General features: G+C 52.6%; 24 protein-coding genes and 1 other RNA gene. 5 read left to right on the top strand and 20 right to left on the bottom strand.

Annotated elements, in window-relative coordinates; genetic code table 11:
* Positions 1-71: 71 nt before the first annotated feature.
* Positions 72-1,157 (top strand): coiled-coil domain-containing protein, encoded by a 1,086-nt coding sequence (locus L1F29_RS10350; RefSeq protein ID WP_258388236.1) that lies wholly within the window; start codon positions 72-74, stop codon positions 1,155-1,157.
* Here L1F29_RS10350 and L1F29_RS10345 read toward each other — a convergent pair.
* A complete protein-coding gene (locus L1F29_RS10345) occupies positions 1,128-2,468 on the bottom strand; it encodes an ABC transporter substrate-binding protein (protein WP_258388235.1) in 1,341 nt (446 codons plus the stop codon). The two genes, L1F29_RS10350 and L1F29_RS10345, sit on opposite strands and share 30 nt — an antisense overlap.
* A 143-nt stretch (positions 2,469-2,611) precedes the next feature.
* Here L1F29_RS10345 and L1F29_RS10340 point away from each other — a divergent pair, with 143 nt between their 5' ends.
* Positions 2,612-3,109, top strand: coding sequence for a hypothetical protein (locus tag L1F29_RS10340; RefSeq protein WP_258388234.1), 498 nt, complete (start codon positions 2,612-2,614; stop codon positions 3,107-3,109).
* 38 nt (positions 3,110-3,147) lie between these two features.
* Here the strand turns inward: L1F29_RS10340 and L1F29_RS10335 are convergent, their stop codons facing one another.
* A complete protein-coding gene (locus L1F29_RS10335; RefSeq protein WP_258388233.1) occupies positions 3,148-4,479 on the bottom strand; it encodes a PhoH family protein in 1,332 nt (443 codons plus the stop codon).
* Positions 4,480-4,595: 116 nt separating this feature from the next.
* On the opposite strand from L1F29_RS10335, the gene L1F29_RS10330 reads away from it, so the two are divergent.
* Positions 4,596-5,135 carry a YhcN/YlaJ family sporulation lipoprotein gene (locus L1F29_RS10330; protein WP_258388232.1) on the top strand — a complete coding sequence of 180 codons (540 nt, stop codon included), beginning with the start codon at positions 4,596-4,598 and terminating at the stop codon, positions 5,133-5,135.
* A 45-nt stretch (positions 5,136-5,180) separates the two neighbouring features.
* Here L1F29_RS10330 and L1F29_RS10325 read toward each other — a convergent pair whose 3' ends face one another.
* The 7 genes from L1F29_RS10325 to L1F29_RS10295 all read right to left on the bottom strand — a co-directional run bounded on the left by L1F29_RS10325 (position 5,181) and on the right by L1F29_RS10295 (position 10,757).
* The gene (locus tag L1F29_RS10325) at positions 5,181-5,633 is read right to left on the bottom strand and encodes a pyridoxamine 5'-phosphate oxidase family protein (protein WP_258388231.1); all 453 of its coding nucleotides are present in this window, start codon (positions 5,631-5,633) and stop codon (positions 5,181-5,183) included.
* Between the two features lie 79 nt (positions 5,634-5,712).
* Entirely contained in the window at positions 5,713-6,759 is a 1,047-nt protein-coding gene (locus L1F29_RS10320; RefSeq protein WP_258388230.1) for an LCP family protein, read from the bottom strand.
* Positions 6,760-6,774: 15 nt separating this feature from the next.
* Positions 6,775-7,047, bottom strand: a complete 273-nt coding sequence (locus tag L1F29_RS10315) for a hypothetical protein (RefSeq protein WP_258388229.1) — start codon at positions 7,045-7,047, stop codon at positions 6,775-6,777.
* 110 nt (positions 7,048-7,157) lie between these two features.
* Positions 7,158-7,490 (bottom strand): YlaH-like family protein, encoded by a 333-nt coding sequence (locus tag L1F29_RS10310; protein WP_258388228.1) that lies wholly within the window; start codon positions 7,488-7,490, stop codon positions 7,158-7,160.
* A 110-nt stretch (positions 7,491-7,600) separates the two neighbouring features.
* A complete protein-coding gene (typA, locus tag L1F29_RS10305; protein WP_258388227.1) occupies positions 7,601-9,442 on the bottom strand; it encodes a translational GTPase TypA in 1,842 nt (613 codons plus the stop codon).
* Between the two features lie 62 nt (positions 9,443-9,504).
* Positions 9,505-9,990 carry a hypothetical protein gene (locus tag L1F29_RS10300; protein WP_258388226.1) on the bottom strand — a complete coding sequence of 162 codons (486 nt, stop codon included), beginning with the start codon at positions 9,988-9,990 and terminating at the stop codon, positions 9,505-9,507.
* Between the two features lie 110 nt (positions 9,991-10,100).
* A complete protein-coding gene (locus tag L1F29_RS10295; RefSeq protein WP_258388225.1) occupies positions 10,101-10,757 on the bottom strand; it encodes a TerC family protein in 657 nt (218 codons plus the stop codon).
* 156 nt (positions 10,758-10,913) lie between these two features.
* Between L1F29_RS10295 and L1F29_RS10290 the strand changes: the two genes are divergently transcribed.
* Positions 10,914-11,615 carry a TerC family protein gene (locus tag L1F29_RS10290; protein ID WP_258388224.1) on the top strand — a complete coding sequence of 234 codons (702 nt, stop codon included), beginning with the start codon at positions 10,914-10,916 and terminating at the stop codon, positions 11,613-11,615.
* A 59-nt stretch (positions 11,616-11,674) separates the two neighbouring features.
* Here L1F29_RS10290 and thiI read toward each other — a convergent pair whose 3' ends face one another.
* From thiI to L1F29_RS10260, 6 genes are all read right to left on the bottom strand, one after another.
* Positions 11,675-12,898, bottom strand: coding sequence for a tRNA uracil 4-sulfurtransferase ThiI (gene thiI / locus L1F29_RS10285; protein ID WP_258388223.1), 1,224 nt, complete (start codon positions 12,896-12,898; stop codon positions 11,675-11,677).
* Complete coding sequence (locus tag L1F29_RS10280; protein ID WP_258388222.1) at positions 12,895-14,076, bottom strand: cysteine desulfurase family protein; 1,182 nt, start codon at positions 14,074-14,076, stop codon at positions 12,895-12,897. The genes thiI and L1F29_RS10280 overlap by 4 nt, the downstream gene beginning before the upstream one ends.
* Positions 14,077-14,239: 163 nt before the next feature.
* Positions 14,240-14,935, bottom strand: a complete 696-nt coding sequence (locus L1F29_RS10275; protein WP_258388221.1) for a lytic transglycosylase domain-containing protein — start codon at positions 14,933-14,935, stop codon at positions 14,240-14,242.
* A gap of 188 nt (positions 14,936-15,123) precedes the next feature.
* Positions 15,124-15,510 (bottom strand): DUF4190 domain-containing protein, encoded by a 387-nt coding sequence (locus L1F29_RS10270; protein WP_258388220.1) that lies wholly within the window; start codon positions 15,508-15,510, stop codon positions 15,124-15,126.
* A gap of 2 nt (positions 15,511-15,512) precedes the next feature.
* Entirely contained in the window at positions 15,513-15,728 is a 216-nt protein-coding gene (locus L1F29_RS10265) for a DUF1540 domain-containing protein (RefSeq protein ID WP_258388219.1), read from the bottom strand.
* A 53-nt stretch (positions 15,729-15,781) separates the two neighbouring features.
* The gene (locus tag L1F29_RS10260; protein WP_258388218.1) at positions 15,782-16,282 is read right to left on the bottom strand and encodes a YpuI family protein; all 501 of its coding nucleotides are present in this window, start codon (positions 16,280-16,282) and stop codon (positions 15,782-15,784) included.
* A 192-nt stretch (positions 16,283-16,474) separates the two neighbouring features.
* On the opposite strand from L1F29_RS10260, the gene L1F29_RS10255 reads away from it, so the two are divergent.
* On the top strand, positions 16,475-18,379 hold the full coding sequence (locus tag L1F29_RS10255) for a S8 family peptidase (protein ID WP_258388217.1): 1,905 nt from the start codon (positions 16,475-16,477) through the stop codon (positions 18,377-18,379).
* Positions 18,380-18,504: 125 nt separating this feature from the next.
* Here the strand turns inward: L1F29_RS10255 and rnpB are convergent.
* The 5 genes from rnpB to rpoD form a co-directional block, all read right to left on the bottom strand.
* Positions 18,505-18,912, bottom strand: an RNA gene (gene rnpB, locus L1F29_RS10250) — RNase P RNA component class A.
* 148 nt (positions 18,913-19,060) lie between these two features.
* Positions 19,061-20,182 (bottom strand): Nif3-like dinuclear metal center hexameric protein, encoded by a 1,122-nt coding sequence (locus L1F29_RS10245; RefSeq protein WP_258388216.1) that lies wholly within the window; start codon positions 20,180-20,182, stop codon positions 19,061-19,063.
* On the bottom strand, positions 20,149-20,934 hold the full coding sequence (locus L1F29_RS10240) for a tRNA (adenine(22)-N(1))-methyltransferase (RefSeq protein WP_258388215.1): 786 nt from the start codon (positions 20,932-20,934) through the stop codon (positions 20,149-20,151). The genes L1F29_RS10245 and L1F29_RS10240 overlap by 34 nt, the downstream gene beginning before the upstream one ends.
* A 1-nt stretch (position 20,935) precedes the next feature.
* On the bottom strand, positions 20,936-21,763 hold the full coding sequence (locus L1F29_RS10235) for a hypothetical protein (RefSeq protein WP_258388214.1): 828 nt from the start codon (positions 21,761-21,763) through the stop codon (positions 20,936-20,938).
* Positions 21,764-21,838: 75 nt separating this feature from the next.
* Positions 21,839-22,963 carry an RNA polymerase sigma factor RpoD gene (gene rpoD, locus L1F29_RS10230; RefSeq protein ID WP_258388213.1) on the bottom strand — a complete coding sequence of 375 codons (1,125 nt, stop codon included), beginning with the start codon at positions 22,961-22,963 and terminating at the stop codon, positions 21,839-21,841.
* Positions 22,964-22,970 lie beyond the last annotated feature (7 nt).

Raw genomic sequence — 22,970 nt, 5'->3', positions numbered from 1 at the left:
AAGATATAATAGATTGATTATGCGCATATAGTAGTGCAGCATGTCCATCAACATCAGAAAGGAGCGCTAATGTGAAAGGAACGATGCGACGCCGGTTCGGTGCCGCTGTACTGGTTGCAGCAGCCGTATGGCTGTCCCTATACCCGGTTTTCGCCCAATCGCCGGAAGACGAAGAAGTCAGGCGGATTCTGGAGAAAAGCCTGTCCGTCGTCGAGCTGGACAAGGAAATCAACCAAATCGCCGAGCAAAGAAAAGCGGCCGGGGATCAGCTGGAGCGCTCCCAGGCTGAGCTTGAGCGTCAAGAACAAGCCATGAACTCGCAGCGCGAGGATGCGGGAAGCGTGCTGCGCGCCTATTACATGGGCGACCGGGACATTCTAATGACCGCCCTGCTGTCCTCCAACTCTCTGGGCGACTTGCTTACGATGCTGGACTATTTCGAGCTTATCTTTGCCAATGATCAGCGGCTGCTGAATACATATGTAACGCAATACCGCAAAGTGAAGAAGACGGTCGCCAGGCTGGATGAAGAAGCGGCCCAGCTGACACAGATCGAAACCCGGTTAAAGGCACAGCGTGAACGGCTGCTGGCCCTTCAACAGGATGTGGATAATCAGGTTAGCGGACGTTCCGACGAAGAACGGCTGCGGCTCATGATTCAAGAAATGACCGACTTCTGGAGCAATGTCGGCTTCTATGAGGTCAAGCGGTATTTCAAAGCGCTCGCCACGGCAATGAAGAACATGCCGGATTGGGTGCAGAATAACAAAGATATGCTCACCATCGACGGACTTAATTACACCTTGACCATTCCCGAGACGAAGTTGAACGAATTTCTGCGGGAGCAGAATGAGATGTTCAACAACTTTGAATTCTCGTTCGAAGACAACGCCGTCTCGGTCTCCGGCAAGCGCGAAGGGCTGGAGGTAACCATTACCGGCCATTATACCATTGAAGATAAACCGAATAACGGCATTCTGTTCCATGTGGACGAGCTTAACTTTAACGGTCTGGCATTGCCGGATACGACAAGGCAAGCGCTGGAAGAAGAATTCGATCTTGGCTTCTATCCGCAGAAAATCGTATCGTTCCTGAAGGCGAAGTCCGTTTCCGTTGAAGAAGGCCGATTAATCGTCAAGCTTTCCGTCAGCTTGTAATCCGTCAGCGGCGCCCCCTGCGCCGCTTTCTTCTTCTCCGTTCCAGCCGCGGATCAGACGATTGATCTCCTCAATCTCCATCGTCTCCGAATCGCTGATTCCCCTCCACAGCTCCGACCAGCGCTCCCACCTGAAAGACCAGCCCGGATCCGGCGTAAACAACGGCTGATCCAGTACTTGAAGCAGCCAATTCGGCGGTTTAGCCGCTGAATATCCCATTTGAAATCCGTTTTGATATACGGATTTGCGCGCAGGGAGCCTGCCCAACTCTTCATACCGGGCTGCCTGCATATCCGGGAGCGTCATGGCTCTTATCCATTCCTTTGCCGCTTCGTGAGCCTCGGATTGCGCCGTAAGGACGAAGCTTCTTCCACCGATCCATGCCATTGCGGACGCGTTATTCCCGATTATCAGCTGCTTACGGTCCGCTTCGGGAAGACCGCGGTAGAACGACCATGCGGTTACGGAAGACAGCAGCTCACGCTTCTTCATCCGTTCCACCCACGAAGGGGTCACCCCCGTCTGCTGCGAAGACGGGCTTCCTGCATCTTGCTCGGCAAGGAAGCGCAGCTGCTTCTGTGACTGCTCGCTGAGAGCGGACAAATTCGCAGCATCCCTGGCATTGCCGGCGACTGCTCCAAGCCAGGCCGTCCAGTGGCTGGCGTCGAATTTGTTCAGCTCGACCAGCTGCAGCTCCGGATTGCTCGCATGCAGCGAAGCGATGGCCTCGGACAAAGCGGACCAGCTGGCAGGCGGCTTGTCCAGCCCCGCCTTCCGCAGCAGCTCATCCTGCCAGACGACGAACAGGGGGTCGCTGTCAACCGAGACGCCCCACAAGGAGCCGTTCCATTTCAACGGATCTGTGAGCGCTTCCAATTGATCTGCGAGCGTTTCTCCCGCATACAGATCGTCGACCGGGAATAAGAAGCCCTTCACAGCGAATTCCCGGATCATCGTATTATCCATGAGAATAATATCTATTGCCGAACCGATCTGCGATTGCCTGATCCACTCTGAATGTGCCTCGGCTTGCGGATAGTTAACCAGCTTAACGTTAATCTCCGGATGGCTGTTATTGAATTGATGGTTCAGCTTGCTCCAATATAGAAATTCCGCATCGCTCATCGAGAGCGCAACATGTATCGTCGTAATGGTACCTTCGCCATTGGTTATTTCAGGCGGTTTCTGCAATCCCGGCTGTCCTCCCAAGGACGGAACGGTCGTTCCTGGCTTGACCAGCTTCGGAAGCGTCAGCGCCATGCAAACCGTAAACACGCCAAGCAGCAGTATGACATATTTCCTGCGTGACATATGCCTTACCCTCCAACTTTTGTCCTAAGCTCCATTGTAGCAAGAATGGTAGCCGTTGTCGCCTGTGAAATCCCGACCCCTTGATCAAACTGTTGGATATCCAGCATAATGGATGGAAGAACTTACCGTAAGGGGGAGCAATTATGGATACCGTGTTTTGCGTGGAGCTTCTGCTGCCGGCTGTTGATCCCGATCCGGAAATAAATATCTCTTCCATGATCAAAGAAATCGCTGCGGCTATTCCTCTTCTCGACTATCATCCGCCTCTTCTCTTCATATCGGCTGAGAATGACCTACAGGAGGCAGATGCCATTCTTCAATCCTCCGGCATCCGATACGAGCTGGGAACATGGCTGGAATTGGACGAACGGTGGATAACCGAGCTTCGGGTATTGACCGATTATGGTGTTGCTACCCCGTCCGGACGCACCTTTATCGATTTAACCCTATGCGCGGTAATGCAGTTAACTTGCACAGAGGCCGGCTCCGAGCTTGCGTCTGCCATTCTGCAGGCCGAAGAACACGCAATCGCCATGAAAAGGGAAGACGGCCGGCAGCTGCTCGCCGTCGACCGTCAGCAGATAGAGCTATTGGAGGGCATAGCACGCGCATATCGCTGCAGTACCAAGCGGCTCATCTAACAGCGATCTCGCTAGAACGCTGCGGCAATCGAGCACGCTTATAATAAATCCGCAGCCAGCTGCGCGAGCTTCGACCGCTCGCCTTTCTCCAGCGTCATATGCCCGCTGATGCTCTCCTGCTTGAACCGTTCCACAATATGGGTCAGACCGTTGCTGACGGCATCCAAATACGGATGATCGATCTGCTCCGGGTCTCCCATGAGCACGATCTTACTTCCCTCGCCAACGCGCGACACAATGGTTTTGACCTCATGCCGGCTTAAGTTCTGGGCCTCGTCAATGATAATGAATTGTCCTGGAATGGATCGGCCGCGAATGTAAGTTAACGCTTCGACCTGGATACTGCCGAGGCCCATCAGTATTTTATCGATGTCGCCCGATTTTTTCGTATCGAACAAATATTCCAAGTTATCATAGATCGGCTGCATCCATGGACGCAGCTTCTCCTCCTTTTCCCCGGGCAAATAGCCGATATCCTTCCCCATCGGCACGACCGGCCGAGCGATAAGCAGCTTTTTGTATTTATGCTCATCCTCGACTTTGGAGAGCCCTGCGGCCAGCGCAAGCAGCGTCTTGCCCGTACCCGCTTTCCCCGTCAATGTCACGAGCGGGATGTCATCGTTCAGAAGAAGCTCCAGCGCCATGCGCTGCTGCGCGTTTCTGGCGGTTATCCCCCACACGGGCTCATTGCTTAGGTACAACGGTTCCAGCTTTACGCCGTCCTGACTGACTTTCAGCAGAGCCGATTTCGACGTTCCCATTTCATCCCGCAGAATAACGAATTCATTCGGATAAAGCTTCGTATTCAGTTGAAGCGTCTTGATCGTCAAGAAACGATACGTATAGAACTCATCGATCACCGAAGGATGGACGAATACCGTCATATAGCCTCCATAGACTTCTGACGGTCTGACGACACGGTCTGACAAATAATCCTCCGCCATAATGCCAAGAACATCCGCCTTAATGCGGACCAGCACATCCTTGCTCACGATGACGACAGGTCTGGGATCTTCCTTGCCCTGCTCCTCCAGAAAATAATTCAACGCTACGGCCAATATGCGATTATCATTGGACATCTCTCCGAACATTTCCTGGACCCGTACGAAGCTCCGGTGGTTCAGCTCCACCTTCAGCAGCCCTCCGCCTTGGAGCGGAATTCCGGCGTGTAGATGCCCCTCTTCCCGCATCCCGTCAAGCAGCCGGGATACCGTACGCGCATTGCGTCCTATTTCATCGGCCAGCCTCTTCTTCGAGTCAATCTCTTCCAACACCACTGCAGGGATGATGACCTCGTTATCATCAAATGCGTAGATCGCTTGCGGATCATGAAGCAGCACATTAGTGTCGAGCACGAATATTTTATTCATCGCGAGACCTCCTGGCGTTGGAATTTCATTCGAATGGCGTACATAGCCAAACCTGCCCTGAGACAAACTAAGATGGAAGTTACGAAACGTGAAACAGGAAAGGTCAGGTGGGAAATATGGGTAAATGGCTGGTGTCAGCTATGATCCTTTGCTTGCTGGCGACTGGATGCGGTACCGTCGCACGCAACGAGACATCACCCTCTCCGCAAAATGATGATCGCGTACGAGCGCAGCAAACTGAACCGCGCAAGAAAGAAATTAAAAATTCGAAGCAAGTCTCTTCTCATTTGGAAACGCTGGCGACTCATATTCCAGGCGTAAAAGGCGCTCACTGTGTCGTGTTTGGTAATACGGCCGTTGTCGGAATCGATGTTGACGGAACGCTGGACCGCTCGCGCGTCGGTACGATCAAGTACGCCGTTGCGGAAGCATTCCGCAAGGATCCCTACGGTGTAAACGCCCTCGTCACTGCCGATATGGACTTGGCCGAACGCTTACGCGAAATACAAAGCGATATCCGCCGCGGGCAGCCCATAGCAGGGTTCGCCAATGAGATGGCCGATATTATCGGACGAATTGTTCCCCAATTACCGGGTGATACGCTGCCCAAGGATCCAAACATGCAGACGGAGCCAAAGCTCGATAAGAGAATGTAAATGAACAGCACGCTCTAAGTACACAAAAAGCCTAGTGTGACTACACTAGGCTTTCTTCATGGCGGCAAACACTTGTCCATCCAACTTGTCTGCAGCTCGTTTGTCATAGGTTTTCTCGAAAGTCGGCAAAGCGGACAGGCGGGCGCCGTAGAACATGGCATCCCGGATCGCTTCAATCTCGATCTCGTAGCAAGCCAGCTTGAACGGCACATTCTCAAGCGCCTCCGTTACCAAGCTTGCTTTGCCATAAACCGCTTGTACGGTTTCGGAAGCGAACAAAGTTACACTTACATCCGGATTTGCAGCCATGTTGGCAACTAACCGGGAACGACCGTCGATCGCGAACCGGATCCGGTTGCGTTCTACCGCATGTACCCAAGATATGGCGCTTGAAGTCGGGTAGCTGCCATCCGCATCGATGGTGTGCAGAAGCACGAACGGTTCATTCTGTAACTGATTGAATAAGTCTTCGGATAGTGCCGTGACGAGTTCGGGCATTCTCATGGCCTCCTCACGCTAGTCTCGCGGATCTGTGGGTGCCTTCATTATAGCACAGGTTGTGCTTAGCGACCACTGGTCATTGCGCCAGATTTGCCTGCAGCGCAGCCCGTGCGGCCTGCAAGCTCTCGTCGCTGACACGCACGTACGGGCTCCGCCAAGTACCCTCCAGCGGAACAAACGCAATGTCGCTGCGGTCGATTTTGAAATAGGTTTTGAGCAAATTCTCCACTTCGCTGCTCGGCATATCCATCCTCATATTGCTGCCTACAGCACCGATTACGCCGGCCAGCTTGGTGACGCCCGTGAACGACTTCATCTTATCGGTAATCGCGCCGATCACTTCATGCTGCCGCTTATTGCGGTCGAAGTCGCTGGACATGTTCGTGTTGTCATTCGACTTGCGGTAGCGGACGAAATCGAGCGCCTGATCCCCATCCAGCTTTTGACGGCCCTTGGTCAAATTAATATCCGTGCCGTCCGCTTTGTCGACATAACGCATGTCCATATCGACATCCACCTCTACGCCGCCGAGCGCATCGACAACGTCGACGAACCCATTGAAATTAATCGTAGCCGTATAGGAGATGTCGATTCCAAAATATTTGCTCATCATTTTGCGCAGATCCTGCTTCGCTTGCTTCTCTGCTGCTTTTACATCCATCTTCTCATCATGAATGGCATTATAACGAAACTTCGCATAATACGAATTTGCCTTTCTGCTCTTATATCCGTCCAGTTCGATCTTGGTATCCCGCGGAATCGAAACGACTGTAACCTTCTTCGTCTTCGGATTCAGCGTCGCTACCATCATAACATCCGTATTCAAGGTGCTGGTCTCTTCCCGCGAATCGACGCCAAGCAGAAGAATGCCGACCGGCTTGACGGATACCGATTGATCCGCCGGTACAACCATGCCCGGCTCGGCATCGGCCGTCGCCGCCAGCAGCGCATCCTTGGATTGCTTATACAAGTAACCGAGGTAGCCGGCAATTACGATCAGGACGACCAATAGCAGCGCCATAAATCGGCGCATCCACCTGATTTTCTTCTGTTTCTTCGGTTTCTTCGGCGAACCCGATCCACGCGAGCCCGATCTGGACGGCAAAGAAGTTTCCCTGCTCATTTATTTCCACCTTCATCAGTTGTATTTCGGATTCGAGTTAATATCGGCCAGCAGTTGTTCCCCCGCTTCGCGAGGATACATCTTCAGCTTGGATCGACCTTCCTGCTCGTATCTGACATGTATCATCGTCTCGTCGGTTTTCTCGATCCTCAGGCCTGCGATCTTGTGGTCCTCCGTCAGAATCAATTCGAAGAAGTCACGCGTATCGACGGCGGCCTTGTCATCAGGCCTTGCTTGGGCCACTACTTGAATCTGCAGCCAATTAAACAATGCATCATCAAACCGCATGACCCATCCTCCCCGCCATTCAATCTGCCTCCGGTTCCATCCCCACTCTCTTGACGATCCAGCGCGATAGAAAGTTTTGGGACTATCATATCCGCTTACTCGCGCTGCGTCTACTTGCGCTCATTCTGGATAGCTGCAGAAGACGGCGCACCCGGCTCGGAATCCTTGCTCTTCGTTCCATTGCCCTTCCACTTGTCATACAATTGACGTCCGCGCAGCAGAAGCATCATCGCTACGGCAACCGACAAGCATTGAACAATCGGAAGCTTGTCGATCTGCAAAATGAAGAGGACGAACGAACCGACCGCCATCACGATATGGACAAGAATTTCCTTCAGGATAGGCAGCCGCTGCACGCGGAATACCGCGTTAAAAATATAGAGAACAAAGCAGAAAATCAAGATATACGTAATTAGAGGATGGTTCTGAAGCCATTCCTGCACGTCAACAACCTCGCTTTCTCGAAACTATTTAAGCCTAAAATGCAGCAAACGGGCTGATAACGTTATTATACAACTAACGTCAGCCCGATGCCTACTATATGCAGTTCCTGTTACACGCCGGATTGAGCCATTTTGCGGTGCTTCTCCGCACGTTCGCGCTCACTCTTGTTCAAGATTTTCTTGCGGAGGCGAATCGACTTCGGCGTAATTTCGCAATATTCATCGTCGTTCAAATACTCTAATGCTTGCTCAAGAGAGAAAAGCACCGGTGTTTTGAGACGAGTCGTATCATCCTTACCCGCAGAGCGAATGTTCGTCAACTGTTTCTCTTTACATATGTTGACGATAATGTCCGTATCCCGGTTATGCTCGCCCACGATCATTCCCTCGTAGACTTCCGTACCCGGCTCCATGAATAGCAGACCTCGGTCTTCGACCGACATCATTCCGTAGAATGTGGAGGTGCCGTTCTCACTAGACACAAGCACGCCTTGATGACGTCCGCCGACTGAGGAGCCTACAAGCGGTCCATAGCTGTCAAACGCATGGTTCATGATGCCATAACCGCGTGTTAACGTCAGAAATTGCGTCCGGTATCCGATCAAGCCGCGAGCCGGGATAATGAACTCGAGACGGACTTGGCCATTCCCGTTGTTGATCATGTTGACCATCTCCGCTTTACGCGTTCCGAGGCTTTCCATGACCGAACCCGTGCTCTCTTCCGGCACGTCGATGATCAGCCGCTCATAAGGCTCGCTCTTCGCACCGTCGATTTCCTTCACGATGACTTCCGGTTTCGAAACCTGCAGCTCAAAGCCTTCGCGGCGCATGTTCTCGATCAGAATACTAAGGTGAAGCTCTCCGCGTCCGGAAACGATAAAAGCATCCGGGCTATCGGTTTCGTCTACGCGAAGGGCAACGTCAGTCTCCAATTCCTTAAATAGACGCTCACGCAGCTTGCGGGATGTCACCCACTTGCCTTCGCGGCCGGCAAACGGGCTGTTGTTCACCAGGAACGTCATTTGCAATGTAGGCTCATCGATCTTCAGTACAGGCAGAGCTTCCGGATTCGCCGGATCAGCGATTGTTTCTCCGATGTTGATCTCTCTAATGCCTGCAATTGCGACAATATCGCCTGCGCCCGCTTCTTCTACCTCAATCCGCTTAAGGCCCTGGAAGCCGAACAGCTTCTCGATCCGCGCTTGCTTCGTCGCCCCTTCGCGCGTCATGACGGCTACCGTCTGCCCTTGACGAATCTTACCGCGGTTCACGCGGCCGACTGCAATACGTCCGAGATATTCGTTATAGTCAAGCAGGGTTACTAGATACTGCAGAGGTTCATCGACGTTCTCCGTAGGGGAGGGGATATGGCTTACAATGGTTTCGTAGAGGTCAAGCATGTTCTCGGCTTGGACGTCTGGATCGAGACTGGAGGTACCCATGAGGGCCGATGCATATACGACCGGGAAGTCTAGCTGTTGATCGTTAGCGCCAAGTTCGATGAACAGGTCGAGCACTTCATCGATCACTTCGGCAGGACGGGCATTCGGACGATCGATTTTGTTCACGACGACAATCGGGGTTAGCTGATGCTCAAGCGCTTTGCGAAGAACGAACTTTGTCTGCGGCATGCATCCTTCGAATGCATCGACGACGAGGAGAACACCATCGACCATCTTCATAATCCGTTCAACTTCACCGCCGAAATCGGCATGGCCCGGTGTATCGACAATATTGATCAGGTAATCTTTGTAGGTGATCGCCGTATTCTTGGCCAGAATCGTAATACCGCGTTCGCGCTCCAGATCGTTCGAGTCCATTACCCGTTCTTGAACGGCTTCGTTATCCCGATATGTGCCGGATTGCTGCAGCAGCTTATCGACGAGCGTCGTTTTCCCGTGGTCTACGTGGGCAATGATAGCGATGTTGCGTATGTTTTCTCTTGCAAGCATAATTCGAATCCACTCCAACTTTAATTTATAGTCTGTTTCCGTCTAACCTAAGGTGACTCGTCTTACCAACGTGCTCTTCGGCCGCCTGTAACCAGCCACGCCCCGATAGCGATCAATACCGCCGCAATCAGGTATACCCCCCAACCCCACAACAGCATAATGATAAATAGCGAAATCGCGACCAGAGCCAATATGATCGCCGCCGTAAGAGGCTGCTTCGGATGAGAAGTATCGAACAAATGATATTCATACAGACCGACGGCGACTCCCAAAATAAAAAAGGGCCATACGTACTGCATTTTGTCCCATCCGACCGCGATACAGAAGAAAAAGATCAAGGCGTATATCGTCAAAATCGCACCGGGAACCAAAGCCGCCGATGGCAGCAGCCGGCCGAAAAACAGCACGTGCAGCAAAATGCCCGGTATAAGGACAAACAGCGGCCAGAAGTTCGTCCCAAGGAATGAGAACAGGCCCAGCCTCCCCAGCATTATAACCAAACCGGCAAGCAAAAAAACGATTCCGATAGCGAATTGATTTTTCGACATGCAAAATTCCCTTCTCTCGACACTTTTTTATCATTACTAGTGTATAGGAATGAAAGACAAAAAACCAGCAGGTTTTATGTCGAGAAATAAAAAAAAATGCCGCCGGGCGCTCACCTTCGCAGGCGGAGCAATGCGACAGCGATTACAAACGGAACGGATAGGAGCGGAACCGCTTCTTGAAATACGTTAGAATGATGCGTCAGCAGCTTCATAATGCCAGGGTCGTGAGCCAGCATTTCACCTGCCGCATAGCCGAGAAGCCCCCCTCCGATATACACGAGCGGAGGGAATTTTTGAAGGATTCTGCTGAGCAGTTGGCTCCCCCAGATAATCATCGGTATGCTAATCGCAATGCCGAGCAGAATAAGTACAGGCTCCCCGTCTGCAATGGCAGCAATCGCCAGCACGTTGTCCAAACTCATAATGAAATCCGCCGCGATAATCGTTCGAATCGCTTGGCCCAGCGACTTCGCCTTACGTACATCGTGGGACTGCTGACCGTCAGCCGCATCGGCTATGAGCTTGATGGCGATAATAAAGAGGAGGACCGCTCCTCCCGCTTGCAGGTACGGCACCTTCAGCAGCGTGATCGCGACCAGCGTAAGCACACAGCGCAGAGCTACCGCAAGCGCCGCTCCCCACCAGATGGCCTTCCGCCGCTGTTCCTGCGGAAGCTGCTGGCTGGCCAAGGCGATAACGACCGCATTATCTCCGCTGAGCAGCATATTGATAAACATAATTTCAACAAAGGTAACCAAGCTTTCCAACCCTTTCGCCTCCTAAGCAAAACAGCGCTTAAGACAACGGTATGATGGCATCGGACGAGTTATGTGTAAAAAAAAAACGACTCCTTATTTCATCATGGCCCGTATTATATGATAGACTTTGTAGAGTTGGTTTAAAAAAGAAAGGAGAGGACAAGCTTGGATTTCTTTTCGCTCGAATTTTTGTCCGCTCTTCTCACGATTGTTTTTATCGACTTGATTCTTGCAGGTGATAATGCGATTGTTATCGGTATGGCCTCAAGAAATTTGCCGAAGCATCTACAGAAGAGAGCGGTCATTCTGGGAACGGTTGGTGCGGTCGCCATTCGCGCTGTAGCAACCATCCTCGTCGTTTACCTGCTTGATATACCATGGCTGCTTCTTGCCGGCGGCATCCTGCTGCTCTGGATTGCTTACAATTTGCTGGTGTCGAGTGACGATCATGGCGACATCAAGGCGGGCAGCTCATTGGGAGCTGCAGTCAGGACGATTATCATCGCGGACGCCGCGATGGGGCTGGATAATGTGATCGCCGTAGCCGGTGCGGCACACGGCAACTACGTACTTGTCATACTCGGGCTCTTAATCAGTATTCCAATTGTCGTATGGGGCAGCACACTATTCATAAAGCTGATCGGACGGTTCCCTTGGATTATATATCTGGGATCGGGAGTGCTCGCTTATACCGCAGCTAAGATGATTACCCATGAACCAAAAATTGCTGGTGTCTTCACGGATAACGAATGGCTGAGCTGGTCGTTCAAGGCACTTATCATCATTCTTATTATCACTGCAGGACTGTTGACAAATTTGAGCAGAGCGAGAAGAAACGCCATCGGAAAAAGCAGGGAAACCCATTAGGGTCCCTGCTTTTTTGTTTGTATTCAATTGACTCTGCGGCAGCTGCTGCTTATGGAGGTCTAGAACCAGTCGTCGCTGCCCGCGCTTGTCTTTCCCGCCGAAGATTCACCCGGCTTGATCACGAGGGTCTCCACTCCGGCTACCGCTTCATCAATCATCTCATCCAGTTTTGGAACGAATGATTCAACCTTGAGCACGACGTTCAAATTCGGGTTCGTGCTGGGCGATTTCGGCACGAACAGCGTACAGCAGTCCTCATAAGGCAGAATGGAGGTTGCATAAGTTTTGATCTGCTCCGCGATCCGGATAATCTCATTCTTGTCCGTCGTAATCAACGGACGCAGCAGCGGCAGCTCTACCGTTCTTCCGATGACATTCATGCTGCCCAGTGTTTGGCTGGCCACTTGGCCCAAGCTGTCGCCGGTAACTATCCCGAGCGCTCCGGCTTGCTCGGCCAGCCGCTCGGCGATCCGCAGCATCGCCCTTCTCATAAGTGTAATGATCAAGTGATCCTGATTGCACTGGGTAAACGCGGTTTGAATTTCGGTAAATGAAACCATATGGAGCTTGAATGGAACGCCGCTCATATCAGCCAGCTTCTGCGCAAGCGTAATGACCTTCTGCTTCGCCTTCTCGCTCGTGAACGGGAAGCTGTGATAATGGATCGCCTCCAGCTCCAGACCTTTGCGCATCGCCAAATATCCGGCAACCGGACTATCGATTCCGCCTGACAGCAGCAGAACGGCTTTCCCGTTCGTGCCGTAAGGATATCCGCCGGCAGCCGGTACCACTTCGCAGAATACATAGGTTCCCTCTGGCTGTATCTCGACTCGGAGCTCCACTTCGGGATTCTTGACATCCACCTTTAAATCCGGCATCGCACGCAGCACATGACTGCCTACCAAATGATTCATCTCCTGCGAATCATGCGGGAATGACTTGTCGACACGGCGCATCGTCACTTTGAAGGTCGACGGCTTCTTGGGCAGCGAATGCATTACTTCGAGCGCCGTCTCGCGGATCACCTCCAGCTCCGATTCGCACTTGCTGGCCGGACTGAATGACGCAATCCCGAAAATATGCTTGAGCTTAGCCGATATAAGCTCGTAGGACTCTCCGTTAAGCTTAATATAAATACGTCCGTATGTGCGTGTCATTTGAACGGCTGCGAAGGGACGGAGCACTCTTCGCACCTGATCGTAAATCCGCTTCTCAAAGAAACCGCGATTTCGCCCTTTAGTCGTGTATTCTCCAAAACGCACCATAATCGTATCGACTTTCATGATTTGCAGTCCTTCCTTTCAAACGGCTTCAGCTTCAAGACGGCTTCGCCTAGTTTTCCGCACAAATAATCGATATCGTCTTCCCTATGCTCATCCCCGAGACTGATCCGAATTCCGCTTGCCGCGCGCGCTTGCCCCAGACCCATAGCAAGCAGAACCCGGCTCGGCTTATTCTCTCTGGAGGAGCAGGCGGATTTCGTTGACGCGAGAATCCCCATCTCCTCCAGCGTATGGACGAATACTTCCGGTTTCATGCCGGGATAAGAGAAATGAACGATGTGCGGTGCCATTACCGATTGATTATCATCGTTATATGCTGACTTCGCGCCGCTGAGTACGAGCTCCGGAATAGTGCCGATGCATTCGACCAACCGGCTGCGCAGCCGGTTCATTGCGGCGTTTCGGGCTTCTCCTCCCTCTACAGCAAGCCGGAATGCTTTGGCCGCTGCGACGATCGCGGCCACATTCTCCGTTCCCGGCCGCAAACCCTGTTCTTGTCCGCCTCCGGCAAGCAGCGCTTCGAGCTGAACGCCCTGACGGGCGTACATAAGGCCTACGCCGCGCGGTCCTCCCACCTTATGGGCGGACGCGCTAAATAAATCAACACCCCATTCCCGCAGCGAAATCGGCAGTTTGCCGACGCTTTGCGTCCCGTCTACATGAAACAGCACTCTTCGACGCTGTTTCAGCAGCTCGCCGATTTGCGGGATTGGCTGAACGGACCCGACCTCATTATTGACATGCATGATACTGACCATAACCGTATCCTCAGATAGTGCGTCAGCCAGATCCCGCACCTCGATCGTTCCTTGCTCATTCACAGGTAAATAGGTGACACGAAATCCTTCATTACCCAGTTTTCGAAACGTATCGTAGACGGACGGATGCTCAATTTGAGTCGTAATGAGATGTTTTCCCTTGTTCCGGTAACGGGCAACGGCACCTATAATAGCTGCGTTATTGCTCTCCGTACCACCGGATGTGAACGTCCATTCCGCCGGAGCCGTTCCGAATATCCCTGCGACAGCTGCACGTGACCGTTCAAGCAGTCCCGATGCTTCTACGCCGCCTTGATGAAGCGACGACGGATTGGCGTAATGCTTGGCCATCACCTCCATCATCGTCCGAATGACCTCTTCCCGGGGCGGCGTTGAAGCACAATGGTCGAAATATAACAACAGTCAGTCACCCCTTGTAAGTTAATTTGAAAATATAAGAAAGTATAAGTTCATTTCAAATCATACTTCGCAAACAGAAAAAGATCATCGGTTACAGCCCGTCCGCATTCTCTGCAGAGCTTCCCCGTTGATCTATTCGTCAGCTGCTATCGGTTGTATACGACTATGCAGTCACACCATAGCTTCCGAGATTACCCAATACTTTCCCTACATACCGCTGCGTTTCCTCCGGCAGCCGTTCCATTAGCTGCGAGAAATCGGCATCCGTACGAATACCGGCACGGTCTACGCGACCAGGGCCTGCATTGTAAGCCGCTAAAGCGGCTTGTACATTGCCGTCATACTTCTCCATCAGATGCGAGAGGTATCGGGTGCCTCCCTCAATATTCTGCCGGGGATCGAAAGAATTGCTTACCCCCAGCCCGCGAGCGGTCCCATCCATCAGCTGCATGAGCCCCTTAGCCCCGGCAGATGATACCGCATCGGGATTGAATGATGATTCCGTATCGATAACCGCTTTGATAAGCGCGGGCTCTACCCCATATCGGTCGGCTGCTTCTTTTATGTAAACATCGTAAGCTGTCGAGTTTCCATAAGCTTGTTCGGTCTCGTTCATGGCAACAGGCCAAGCGGATTGCTGCCTGTATAATGGATTCGCTCCGGTTAAAGGCATCATCTCTGCGGTAGGAGCGAGCGTACCGTCACCGCCCGCCAGCAGCTGCTGAAGGAGCGTGCCGAACATCGATGTTCCATCCTGATTGTCGGGTGATAGAATATTGGAACCACTTCCGCTGCTATCCAGGCTAGGCATGAATTGCAGCTGCAGCAGTGTGCTCATAATACGCGGATCAATGCTCATTAGTAACCCCCATTGATTAGGAATCCGTTTTTGAATCGACATACTTTGATTCCATTCTACATGGTTTGAGATTGTTTATCCAGTGAGCCGAAAGTCCTATTCGCGTAAAAAAATCCCAAATAAGCAGAAACCGGCGGCTCTTTGCAGTAGTCCGCCGGTTTCTCCAATCGGTTCTAAAGAGCCAGATGCTAGGTCACAGCATAGTAAAGCGGGATAAGCACCAGATAGGCGGCAGCGGCGATAAGGCCCAGCGCGATCGACCAGACGGCTAACCCCCTGCTTCCTTGACGGTAAGCCATAAAGCCGACCACAGCGCCTGTGATTCCAAGCAAGACCGGCCAGACAAACCACGACATGATCGAAAGAATGAGAGCAGCCCATCCCGTCGCACGTCCGGCAGAACGTGTTTCTTCTTCTGCCTCGTCTAGCCGTGCGGAACTGTTGACCGGTTGGGCAGGCACCGCTATTTCGGCCGCAGCCTCTTCCTTGTAGCGCTCCCGGTCAAGACGAGAAAGCTTGGCATTCTCTTCTTCCCGCCGGTTGAATTCGGAATCACGATCCTGTTTCATGCTCATGCTCATTTCTCCTTCGGTTTAAAGGTATCGCAGCATGTGAAGGCAGAATCCTTAGCGGTATCCTTGTGCATCTCTCCAAGGCTTCCCGCCGCGAACTCGTTATTCCAGTTCTTGTTGGCATGGCTGTCAATATCGATATGAATCGCATTTGCATGGCACTCATTACCTTGTCCCCAGAAGGAACAGTTGGCTACACTGCAGCTTACGCCCTTTGGCATAAAAATCACCCCCGGTATCAAGTTGCCCGACCCGGGGGTGTGCTATGCCTGCCTTATTTTTGTCCTTGCATGCGGCGCTGTGTCATATAGTCATTCTCATAATAAGCAAGGTCATCGCGCAGCTCTTCGTAAACCTTGGAGACGGTCAGCACGATGTCGCGAGCCGAATTGATCGGTTTGGTGCGGAAACGGATTGCATCCTGACCTGTGTATGCATAGCGGCCATCTTCCGAGTAGCACTCGTTCTTCGGGTAGAAAAACGCGTTGACGCACTGGTGATATACATCGTACAGGATCCGTTCAGCAAAGTCATTATCGAAATTGGGCCGTCTGATCGCTACGCCCAGTTTCTCGTACGCCACTTCCGAGAACGCCAGCAAATGACGAAGATCGGACAGTAAACCTTTATAGAAAAGCTCCGCCTCTTGACTTTGATCATTTACCGCAAGCATTGGGAGCGTGTAATGATTCAGAAAGGCTTCCAAGTGGTCAATTCCCTGTTTTAATTTGTCCTTGGTCGATTCACTGAGCGCTTTCACGTTCGTCGATGGCATATAAATCCCCTTTCATCGTTACAAAACAAAAAAATTTCAAACCATGAACATCGTACCACAAAATGCTTGTCAGTGATACTCCAGATTCGATCAATATGACGTATATTTTCGAGATGCCGACCTCATTCTAAGCGTGAAACGTACACGAGGTACTTTAAGCACCACTACCTTAACTAGGAGGGACTCATCACGATGCGACGTAAATGGATCGGCTGGTTCACGGCACTTGCAGTCGCCGCATTCCTCATTCCTTTTATGCCATGGTTTGGATCAGGGACACGCGCGCCGAGCAAACCGAATGAAGGACAACCGCCGCAGTACAATCAGGCCGCTCTTAAGAAGACGGCCGCCAATCAAGAGCATGCGATGAAGCATAGGTCGGTCGAACAGGATATGAATGCGACGGCCAAGCTGTGCACGACAGAATGCTCGCGGAATTTCCGGAAGCTGATGACGAAGTCCGGAACCGGCGGCGCGAAGGATTCGGACCTGCGAAGCATGATGGATAAGCATAAACAAATGGTATATGTCTATTGGAAGCATAACGGGCAAGCCATACAGCGCGGAAAAATACCTGCAGAAGACAATAAAGAAATTCAAGCACAGATCGCCCAGGCCAAGAAAAATCTGGCCGAAAAGAAATCGTTCGTCTCCGAACCTGTCAAGCTGAATGGACAACCCTATATCGTACTGACCGTAGCCGGCAGCAAGAAGAACGGGGATGGCATCGTCGGCGTCATCCGTCAGGACATCGTCAATCATGTTCAAGCCCATCAGCGCCGGAACCTTCGTATCGTTCCTTATCCGATGGAAGGAAAGTATAAGATCGAGTCCGTTCTCCCGAATACGATGAAGGATACGACGGTTACGGACGGGAACGATAACGGCAATGCCAGCCATTACCACATCAATGAGGTCGTTGTGAAATTCCGACATCAGCTGTCCGATCGGGATTTAAGCCAGATTAAGCATGCCATCGACGCCTTGTCAATCAGGAAGCTGGGGAAGACGCAAACCTATGTGTTCCGTTCCACGCGGAAAGATGCCCAGAGCATGATGAACTATTTCAAGAAAAATTGGAATCCCTATTATGTCGAGCCGCATTACCTGTATCTTACCAATGAAACGGCAGGCGCTGCACCGATAGTACCCAACGACGTACTATATCACGATTATCAGTGGAATCTTCCCGTCATTGAGACGGAGAAGGGCTGGGGCGTCTCCAAGGGAAGCGATAAAGTCCTGGTGGCCGTCTTGGATACGGGCGTGCAGACCGATCATCCCGATCTAGCCGGCAAGCTCCATGCCGGGACCAATATCGTTACCCCAGGCGAAGCGCCTGAAGACGATGTCGGACACGGTACTCACGTAGCCGGGATCATCGCGGCTGTCGTGAACAACAGCGAAGGCGTGGCCGGTTTGTCCTGGTACAATAAAGTGCTGCCGGTCAAAGTGCTTGACAGCAGCGGCGCTGGGTCGACCTATTCTGTGGCTGAGGGAATCATATGGGCCACGGACAACGGCGCGAAGGTAATCAATATGAGCCTGGGCAACTATGCGGAAGCGGAATTTCTGCATGACGCGATCAAGTATGCGTTCGACCGCGACGTCGTTCTCATCGCTGCCAGCGGCAACGACAATACCGAACGGCCCGGCTACCCTGCCGCTTATCCGGAGGTGTTCGCCGTTGCGTCCACCGACCCCGACGGCTCCAAATCGTCGTTCTCGAACTACGGAGACTATATCGACGTAGCTGCACCCGGGGCGAGCATCGCCAGTACCTATCCTGGCAGCCAATATGCGGCATTATCGGGCACTTCGATGGCCAGTCCGCATGTTGCGGCACTCGCAGGGCTCATCCGTTCCATCAACCCTAAGCTGACCAACACCCAGGTGATGGACATTATGCGGAATTCGGCTCACGACCTTGGCACCAAGGGCAAGGATAAATATTTTGGACACGGTCAAATCGATGTCGTGAAGGCACTGAACGCTGCCCGCCAGTCCGCCAACGTATCGCTTCAGCGGTTTCCCCAGCAGGTGGAGAACCGGCTTGCTGCCATCGCCAAGAAGTATAACAAAATCTCCGGCAAATAAGCTCTAACCATCCTGCCGAGCCTTAAGTCATGTTATACGAATAAAGGCTGCTCCTGCATCGATCCGGCATAGTCGGATACGAAGCGGGAACAGCCTTTTTTGGGTTCATTTCAATAAAGTACGTGACGGAAAGTTTGCCGTAAGCCGGGTTCTGTACTTCTAGTGGTATTAACGGGAACGACCCTCCCACGCATGAAGCGACAATCATCTATCTAGGCCGGCCATTGCTGGCAAGCTCAAGCGACCAACCCGAACGCTCCCCGGGCAAGGGTGCGGCTCGAAGCCGCAGCGTTCTCTTAGGTCTTGCTCCAGATGGGGTTTACCAGGACCGAAGTCACCAACGGTCCTCGTGGTCTCTTACACCACGGTTCCACCCTTGCCTGTGCCGGCGCGAAGCCGGCCATCGGCGGTCCATTTCTGTGGCACTATCCTTCGGCTCGCGCCGACTGGACGTTATCCAGCATCCCTGCCCTATGGAGCCCGGACTTTCCTCTCGCGGCTGTTAAGCCGCCAGCGATTGTCTGTCAAACTTTCCGGTGCATTAGCTAGTATACTAGGAATGCGGCGAAAGCTCAAGCAGGCAGCTTCCTCTATAAGCAATAAACGCCAATCCCTTCTGTCCGTCTTCAAGGAAATCCGGGATCGGCACCGATTACAAGAACATTTTGCCTGCAGCTTCAGTTAAATAAACCGAAACGGTTCCGTAGAAATAGCCGACGCTGCGGCAATCGTATCATACTTGCGTTCCGCAAGCTCGCGGTTCAGCCATTCCGCTACGCGCGGTTTCATAATTTTCTCGATATTGTGGCCCGGGTCTATAATCGTCATCCCCGCCGCGATGGCATCATGTGCGGTATGATAGTCGATATCGCCCGTAATAAGAACGTCTGCTCCTGCGAAGGAAGCATGACGGACATATTTGGCTCCGGCACCGCCGAGTACAGCCGCTTTGCGGATCATTCGATCCGTATCGCCCACGACACGGACGACCGGAACGTCGAAGGCAGCCTTTACGTTCTCGGCGAGCTCGCTCAGCTTAACCGGCTCGCCAAGCTTGCCGACGCGCCCAAGTCCAAAGGTACGCCCCTTCAGATCAATCGGATAGAGATCGTACGCCACTTCCTCATACGGATGCGCCTTGAGCATCGCTTGAACGGCGCGCCGGTGTACGCTGTAGGGAACGATCATCTCGATCCGGATTTCCGCAACGCGCTCCATCCGCCCCTCCTCGCCAATGAAGGGCTGTGCGCCTTCTTTGGGCAAGAACGTCCCTGTTCCTTCAATATTGAAGCTGCAGCAGCTGTATCCCCCGATACCGCCCGCGCCTGCCTTCCATAGCGCCTGCAGCACTTGCTCGTGATGGCTCTGCGGCACAAACACGACCAGCTTATAAAGCTTGTCTGTGTGCACGTCCTCCAGACATGCGCGACCGTCCTTGGCCATGCCGATCAAATCGCCCATCCAATCATTGATGCCGCCTTCGGCAACATCCAGGTTCGTATGCGCAATATAGACGGCAATATCGTGCTTGATCAGCTTTTCATACAGCTTTCCTGCCGGTGTGGACGTATCGAGCTTGGCGATCGGACGGTAGATAATCGCGTGATGGGCAATAATGAGCTCCGCGCCTATTTCAATGGCTTCATCGACGACTTCATCCGTAACGTCCAAGGCGATCAGAACCTTCTTGATTTCTTTCTGCAGCGTGCCCAGCTGCAGGCCGATCTTGTCATTTTCCACCGCATAATGCTTCGGCGCCAGCTGCTCCATTAGTTGAACGACGGTTTGTCCGTGGGCAAACATGCAAGCACCTCCTTGATTTGATTCATTTCATTGCGGAGGGCCGCCTCTTTCTCCCGGGATTCCGGCGAGTCCGATAACGAAACCTGACGGCGTATGCGCTCCAGCTTCTGATGCTCCAGCTCCCATTTCTTCATCAATAACCCGCTCGGCTTCCGCAGCAAGTGCGGACCCATCCGGTATAGCCAGCCTGCCTTCACATAGGAATCCATGGTTTGCAGCGGCACGGCCGACAGATCGTAAACCACAATATTGCGGATTTCGGCATCCGCCACGCTCACTGCTCTCAGCACTTCGTAAATTCGGCCATCTTCTTCAATAATGGCTTCATCCGTCAATACCCAGCCGCGGCGGACAAGCCATCTCCGAACGATATCTTCCCCAACGTTCGGCTGCAGCACCAGCTCCTGCACGCCGGCCAGCTTGCCGCTGTGGTATCCGCCTTCCAGAATCTCGGCCATCAGGCTGCCGCCCATGCCCGCAATCGTGACGGTGTCCGCCTCACCGGGCTGCAGGACGGATAATCCGTCGCCCTGCCGGACGGATATTTGGCCCGTCAATCCGGCATCTGCTGTTTGCTTGCGCGCCGCATCGCATGGCCCCGCATTCAGCTCACCGGCAATAGCGGATGGAATTTGACCGGATTGGATGAGATAAACCGGCAGTAAGGCATGATCCGAGCCGATATCCGCAACGCGCGATCCAGCGGATACCCGGTCCGCAATCGTTTGCAACCGTTTCGATAACTTAATCATTTCAGGCAACCCACGCAATCCATTTTTTTCGAAGCGCGAAGAGGATGACCCCTCCCGCCATGATTTTGACAATTAGCTGCAGCTGAAGCCACAGCCACTCTTCCACAAACAACTTGGCATACAGCTCCGGCATGAACCAGATCAATGCGCCGGCGACAAACAATACAGCCGATACCGGTCTCGACCATCGGTGGAAATACCAGCTGCACCAACAGAATACAAAAGAGGCCGGCAGCCAATAGAGCTGCACCTCATACCATTCCGGCTCGTTCGTATTATTCGACAGCAGCCAGGCATACACGAGAAAGGAAGCGATCCATCCGCTAAGATGGAGAATGGGAATACGCGCCGCAATTCCGAATACGACCCAGAACAATGCACAGAAGGCAAGAAGACCGGCCTTCCAGCCCCAGTTTTCCAGCTCATGCAGCTTCAGCATGTAGAGGCCTGAACCAAGCATCAGCAGCATGCCTGTCCCGATTAATACGAGCCCGGCTGACTCGTTCTTGGCGCGGTATCGCTGTCCGAGCAGAAGCAGCAGAAGCACACCGGAGATCGATACCGCGATTTGCAATACCGGGTGAAAAACGCTAAAATAAAGTACAACAAAACAAATCAAGGAAAAAATTCCAAAAGCAAGGAGCCAGTGCTTCCACGTCGCAAGTTTGATCGCTTTAACGGCTTTGCCGCTCAAATTTGCTGGCTCGCGCTCTTCTCCCGACTCCAGATACAAATTCAACAAAAAATCGCAGTATTGATCGGGGAGCAGCTTACTGCGCTGCCAATGCTCGATCTCTCTGATAATAACTTTGCGTCGATCCTGATCCATGTCGGGACGTTCCTTTCGGTCGCGCGATGATGATGGAAAAAAGACCTCGCCGCTCCCGCAGAAAGGTCCTTCCATTTATTCGAGAAAATCTTTAAGCCGTTTGCTGCGGCTTGGATGACGAAGCTTGCGCAAAGCTTTGGCTTCAATCTGGCGAATCCGCTCGCGGGTTACGCCGAACACCTTCCCTACTTCTTCCAGCGTCCGCGTACGGCCGTCGTCCAGTCCGAAACGCAGTCGAAGCACGTTCTCCTCGCGCTCGGTCAACGTATCCAGCACATCCTCCAGCTGTTCCTTCAGCAGTTCGTATGCTGCCGCGTCTGCCGGCGCAAGCGCCTCCTGATCCTCGATGAAATCACCCAAATGCGAGTCGTCCTCTTCACCGATCGGTGTCTCAAGCGATACCGGCTCTTGTGCGATTTTCATAATTTCCCTTACTTTTTCGGTACTTAAGTCCATCTCGGCCGCTATCTCTTCCGGGCTTGGCTCCCGTCCCAGCTCTTGCAGAAGCTGACGTGATACGCGTACCAGCTTATTGATCGTTTCTACCATATGAACCGGAATACGAATCGTACGCGCTTGGTCCGCAATCGCGCGTGTTATCGCTTGACGAATCCACCATGTCGCATAGGTACTGAATTTATAGCCCTTGGTATGGTCGAATTTCTCAACCGCTTTAATAAGACCCATATTTCCTTCCTGGATAAGATCCAAGAACAGCATGCCGCGGCCGACATAACGCTTGGCGATACTGACGACCAGACGCAGGTTCGCTTCGGCCAGGCGCCGTTTGGCTTCCTCGTCGCCTTGCTCGATCCGCTTCGCGAGCTCCACCTCGTCATCCGCCGACAAGAGCGGAACGCGGCCGATTTCTTTCAAATACATCCGTACCGGGTCATTAATCTTTATGCCTGGCGGGAGTGCCAAATCATCATCGAAATTGAAGTCGTCATGCTCGCGTTCCTGATCGTCCCTCCCCACAGGGTGATCCTCATCGCTTTCATTCACCACTTCAATGCCGTGATCGTCGAGCTGCTCGAAAAACTCGTCGATTTGTTCCGGATCCTGATCGAACGGCGAAAGCTTCTCCATAATCTCTTTGTACGTTAAGGAGGATCTTTTCTTCCCTTGTTCAATCAGCTGTTCTTTCACAAGATCCAGCTTTTGCTCGGCATCCAATTCAGTATGTTGATCATTCGCCATATTCCGA

The organism is Paenibacillus spongiae, assembly GCF_024734895.1.
Lineage (GTDB): Bacteria > Bacillota > Bacilli > Paenibacillales > Paenibacillaceae > Paenibacillus_Z > Paenibacillus_Z spongiae.
Note: the sequence above shows the minus strand (reverse complement) of the source record. Positions and strands in the feature narration are given on the sequence as shown.

Excerpts from the sequence above, each read along its gene's own strand:
- L1F29_RS10245 (WP_258388216.1), bottom strand. The coding sequence starts at position 20,182 with ATGTTTGCCCACGGACAAACCGTCGTTCAACTAATGGAGCAGCTGGCG.
- L1F29_RS10340 (WP_258388234.1), top strand. The coding sequence starts at position 2,612 with ATGGATACCGTGTTTTGCGTGGAGCTTCTGCTGCCGGCTGTTGATCCC.
- typA (WP_258388227.1), bottom strand. The coding sequence starts at position 9,442 with ATGCTTGCAAGAGAAAACATACGCAACATCGCTATCATTGCCCACGTA.
- L1F29_RS10265 (WP_258388219.1), bottom strand. The coding sequence starts at position 15,728 with ATGCCAAAGGGCGTAAGCTGCAGTGTAGCCAACTGTTCCTTCTGGGGA.
- thiI (WP_258388223.1), bottom strand. The coding sequence starts at position 12,898 with ATGAAAGTCGATACGATTATGGTGCGTTTTGGAGAATACACGACTAAA.
- L1F29_RS10275 (WP_258388221.1), bottom strand. The coding sequence starts at position 14,935 with ATGAGCATTGATCCGCGTATTATGAGCACACTGCTGCAGCTGCAATTC.
- L1F29_RS10240 (WP_258388215.1), bottom strand. The coding sequence starts at position 20,934 with ATGATTAAGTTATCGAAACGGTTGCAAACGATTGCGGACCGGGTATCC.
- L1F29_RS10335 (WP_258388233.1), bottom strand. The coding sequence starts at position 4,479 with ATGAATAAAATATTCGTGCTCGACACTAATGTGCTGCTTCATGATCCG.
- L1F29_RS10345 (WP_258388235.1), bottom strand. The coding sequence starts at position 2,468 with ATGTCACGCAGGAAATATGTCATACTGCTGCTTGGCGTGTTTACGGTT.
- L1F29_RS10270 (WP_258388220.1), bottom strand. The coding sequence starts at position 15,510 with ATGAGCATGAAACAGGATCGTGATTCCGAATTCAACCGGCGGGAAGAA.
- L1F29_RS10330 (WP_258388232.1), top strand. The coding sequence starts at position 4,596 with ATGGGTAAATGGCTGGTGTCAGCTATGATCCTTTGCTTGCTGGCGACT.
- L1F29_RS10320 (WP_258388230.1), bottom strand. The coding sequence starts at position 6,759 with ATGAGCAGGGAAACTTCTTTGCCGTCCAGATCGGGCTCGCGTGGATCG.
- L1F29_RS10315 (WP_258388229.1), bottom strand. The coding sequence starts at position 7,047 with ATGCGGTTTGATGATGCATTGTTTAATTGGCTGCAGATTCAAGTAGTG.
- L1F29_RS10235 (WP_258388214.1), bottom strand. The coding sequence starts at position 21,763 with ATGGATCAGGATCGACGCAAAGTTATTATCAGAGAGATCGAGCATTGG.
- L1F29_RS10325 (WP_258388231.1), bottom strand. The coding sequence starts at position 5,633 with ATGCCCGAACTCGTCACGGCACTATCCGAAGACTTATTCAATCAGTTA.
- L1F29_RS10255 (WP_258388217.1), top strand. The coding sequence starts at position 16,475 with ATGCGACGTAAATGGATCGGCTGGTTCACGGCACTTGCAGTCGCCGCA.
- L1F29_RS10300 (WP_258388226.1), bottom strand. The coding sequence starts at position 9,990 with ATGTCGAAAAATCAATTCGCTATCGGAATCGTTTTTTTGCTTGCCGGT.
- rpoD (WP_258388213.1), bottom strand. The coding sequence starts at position 22,963 with ATGGCGAATGATCAACATACTGAATTGGATGCCGAGCAAAAGCTGGAT.
- L1F29_RS10260 (WP_258388218.1), bottom strand. The coding sequence starts at position 16,282 with ATGCCATCGACGAACGTGAAAGCGCTCAGTGAATCGACCAAGGACAAA.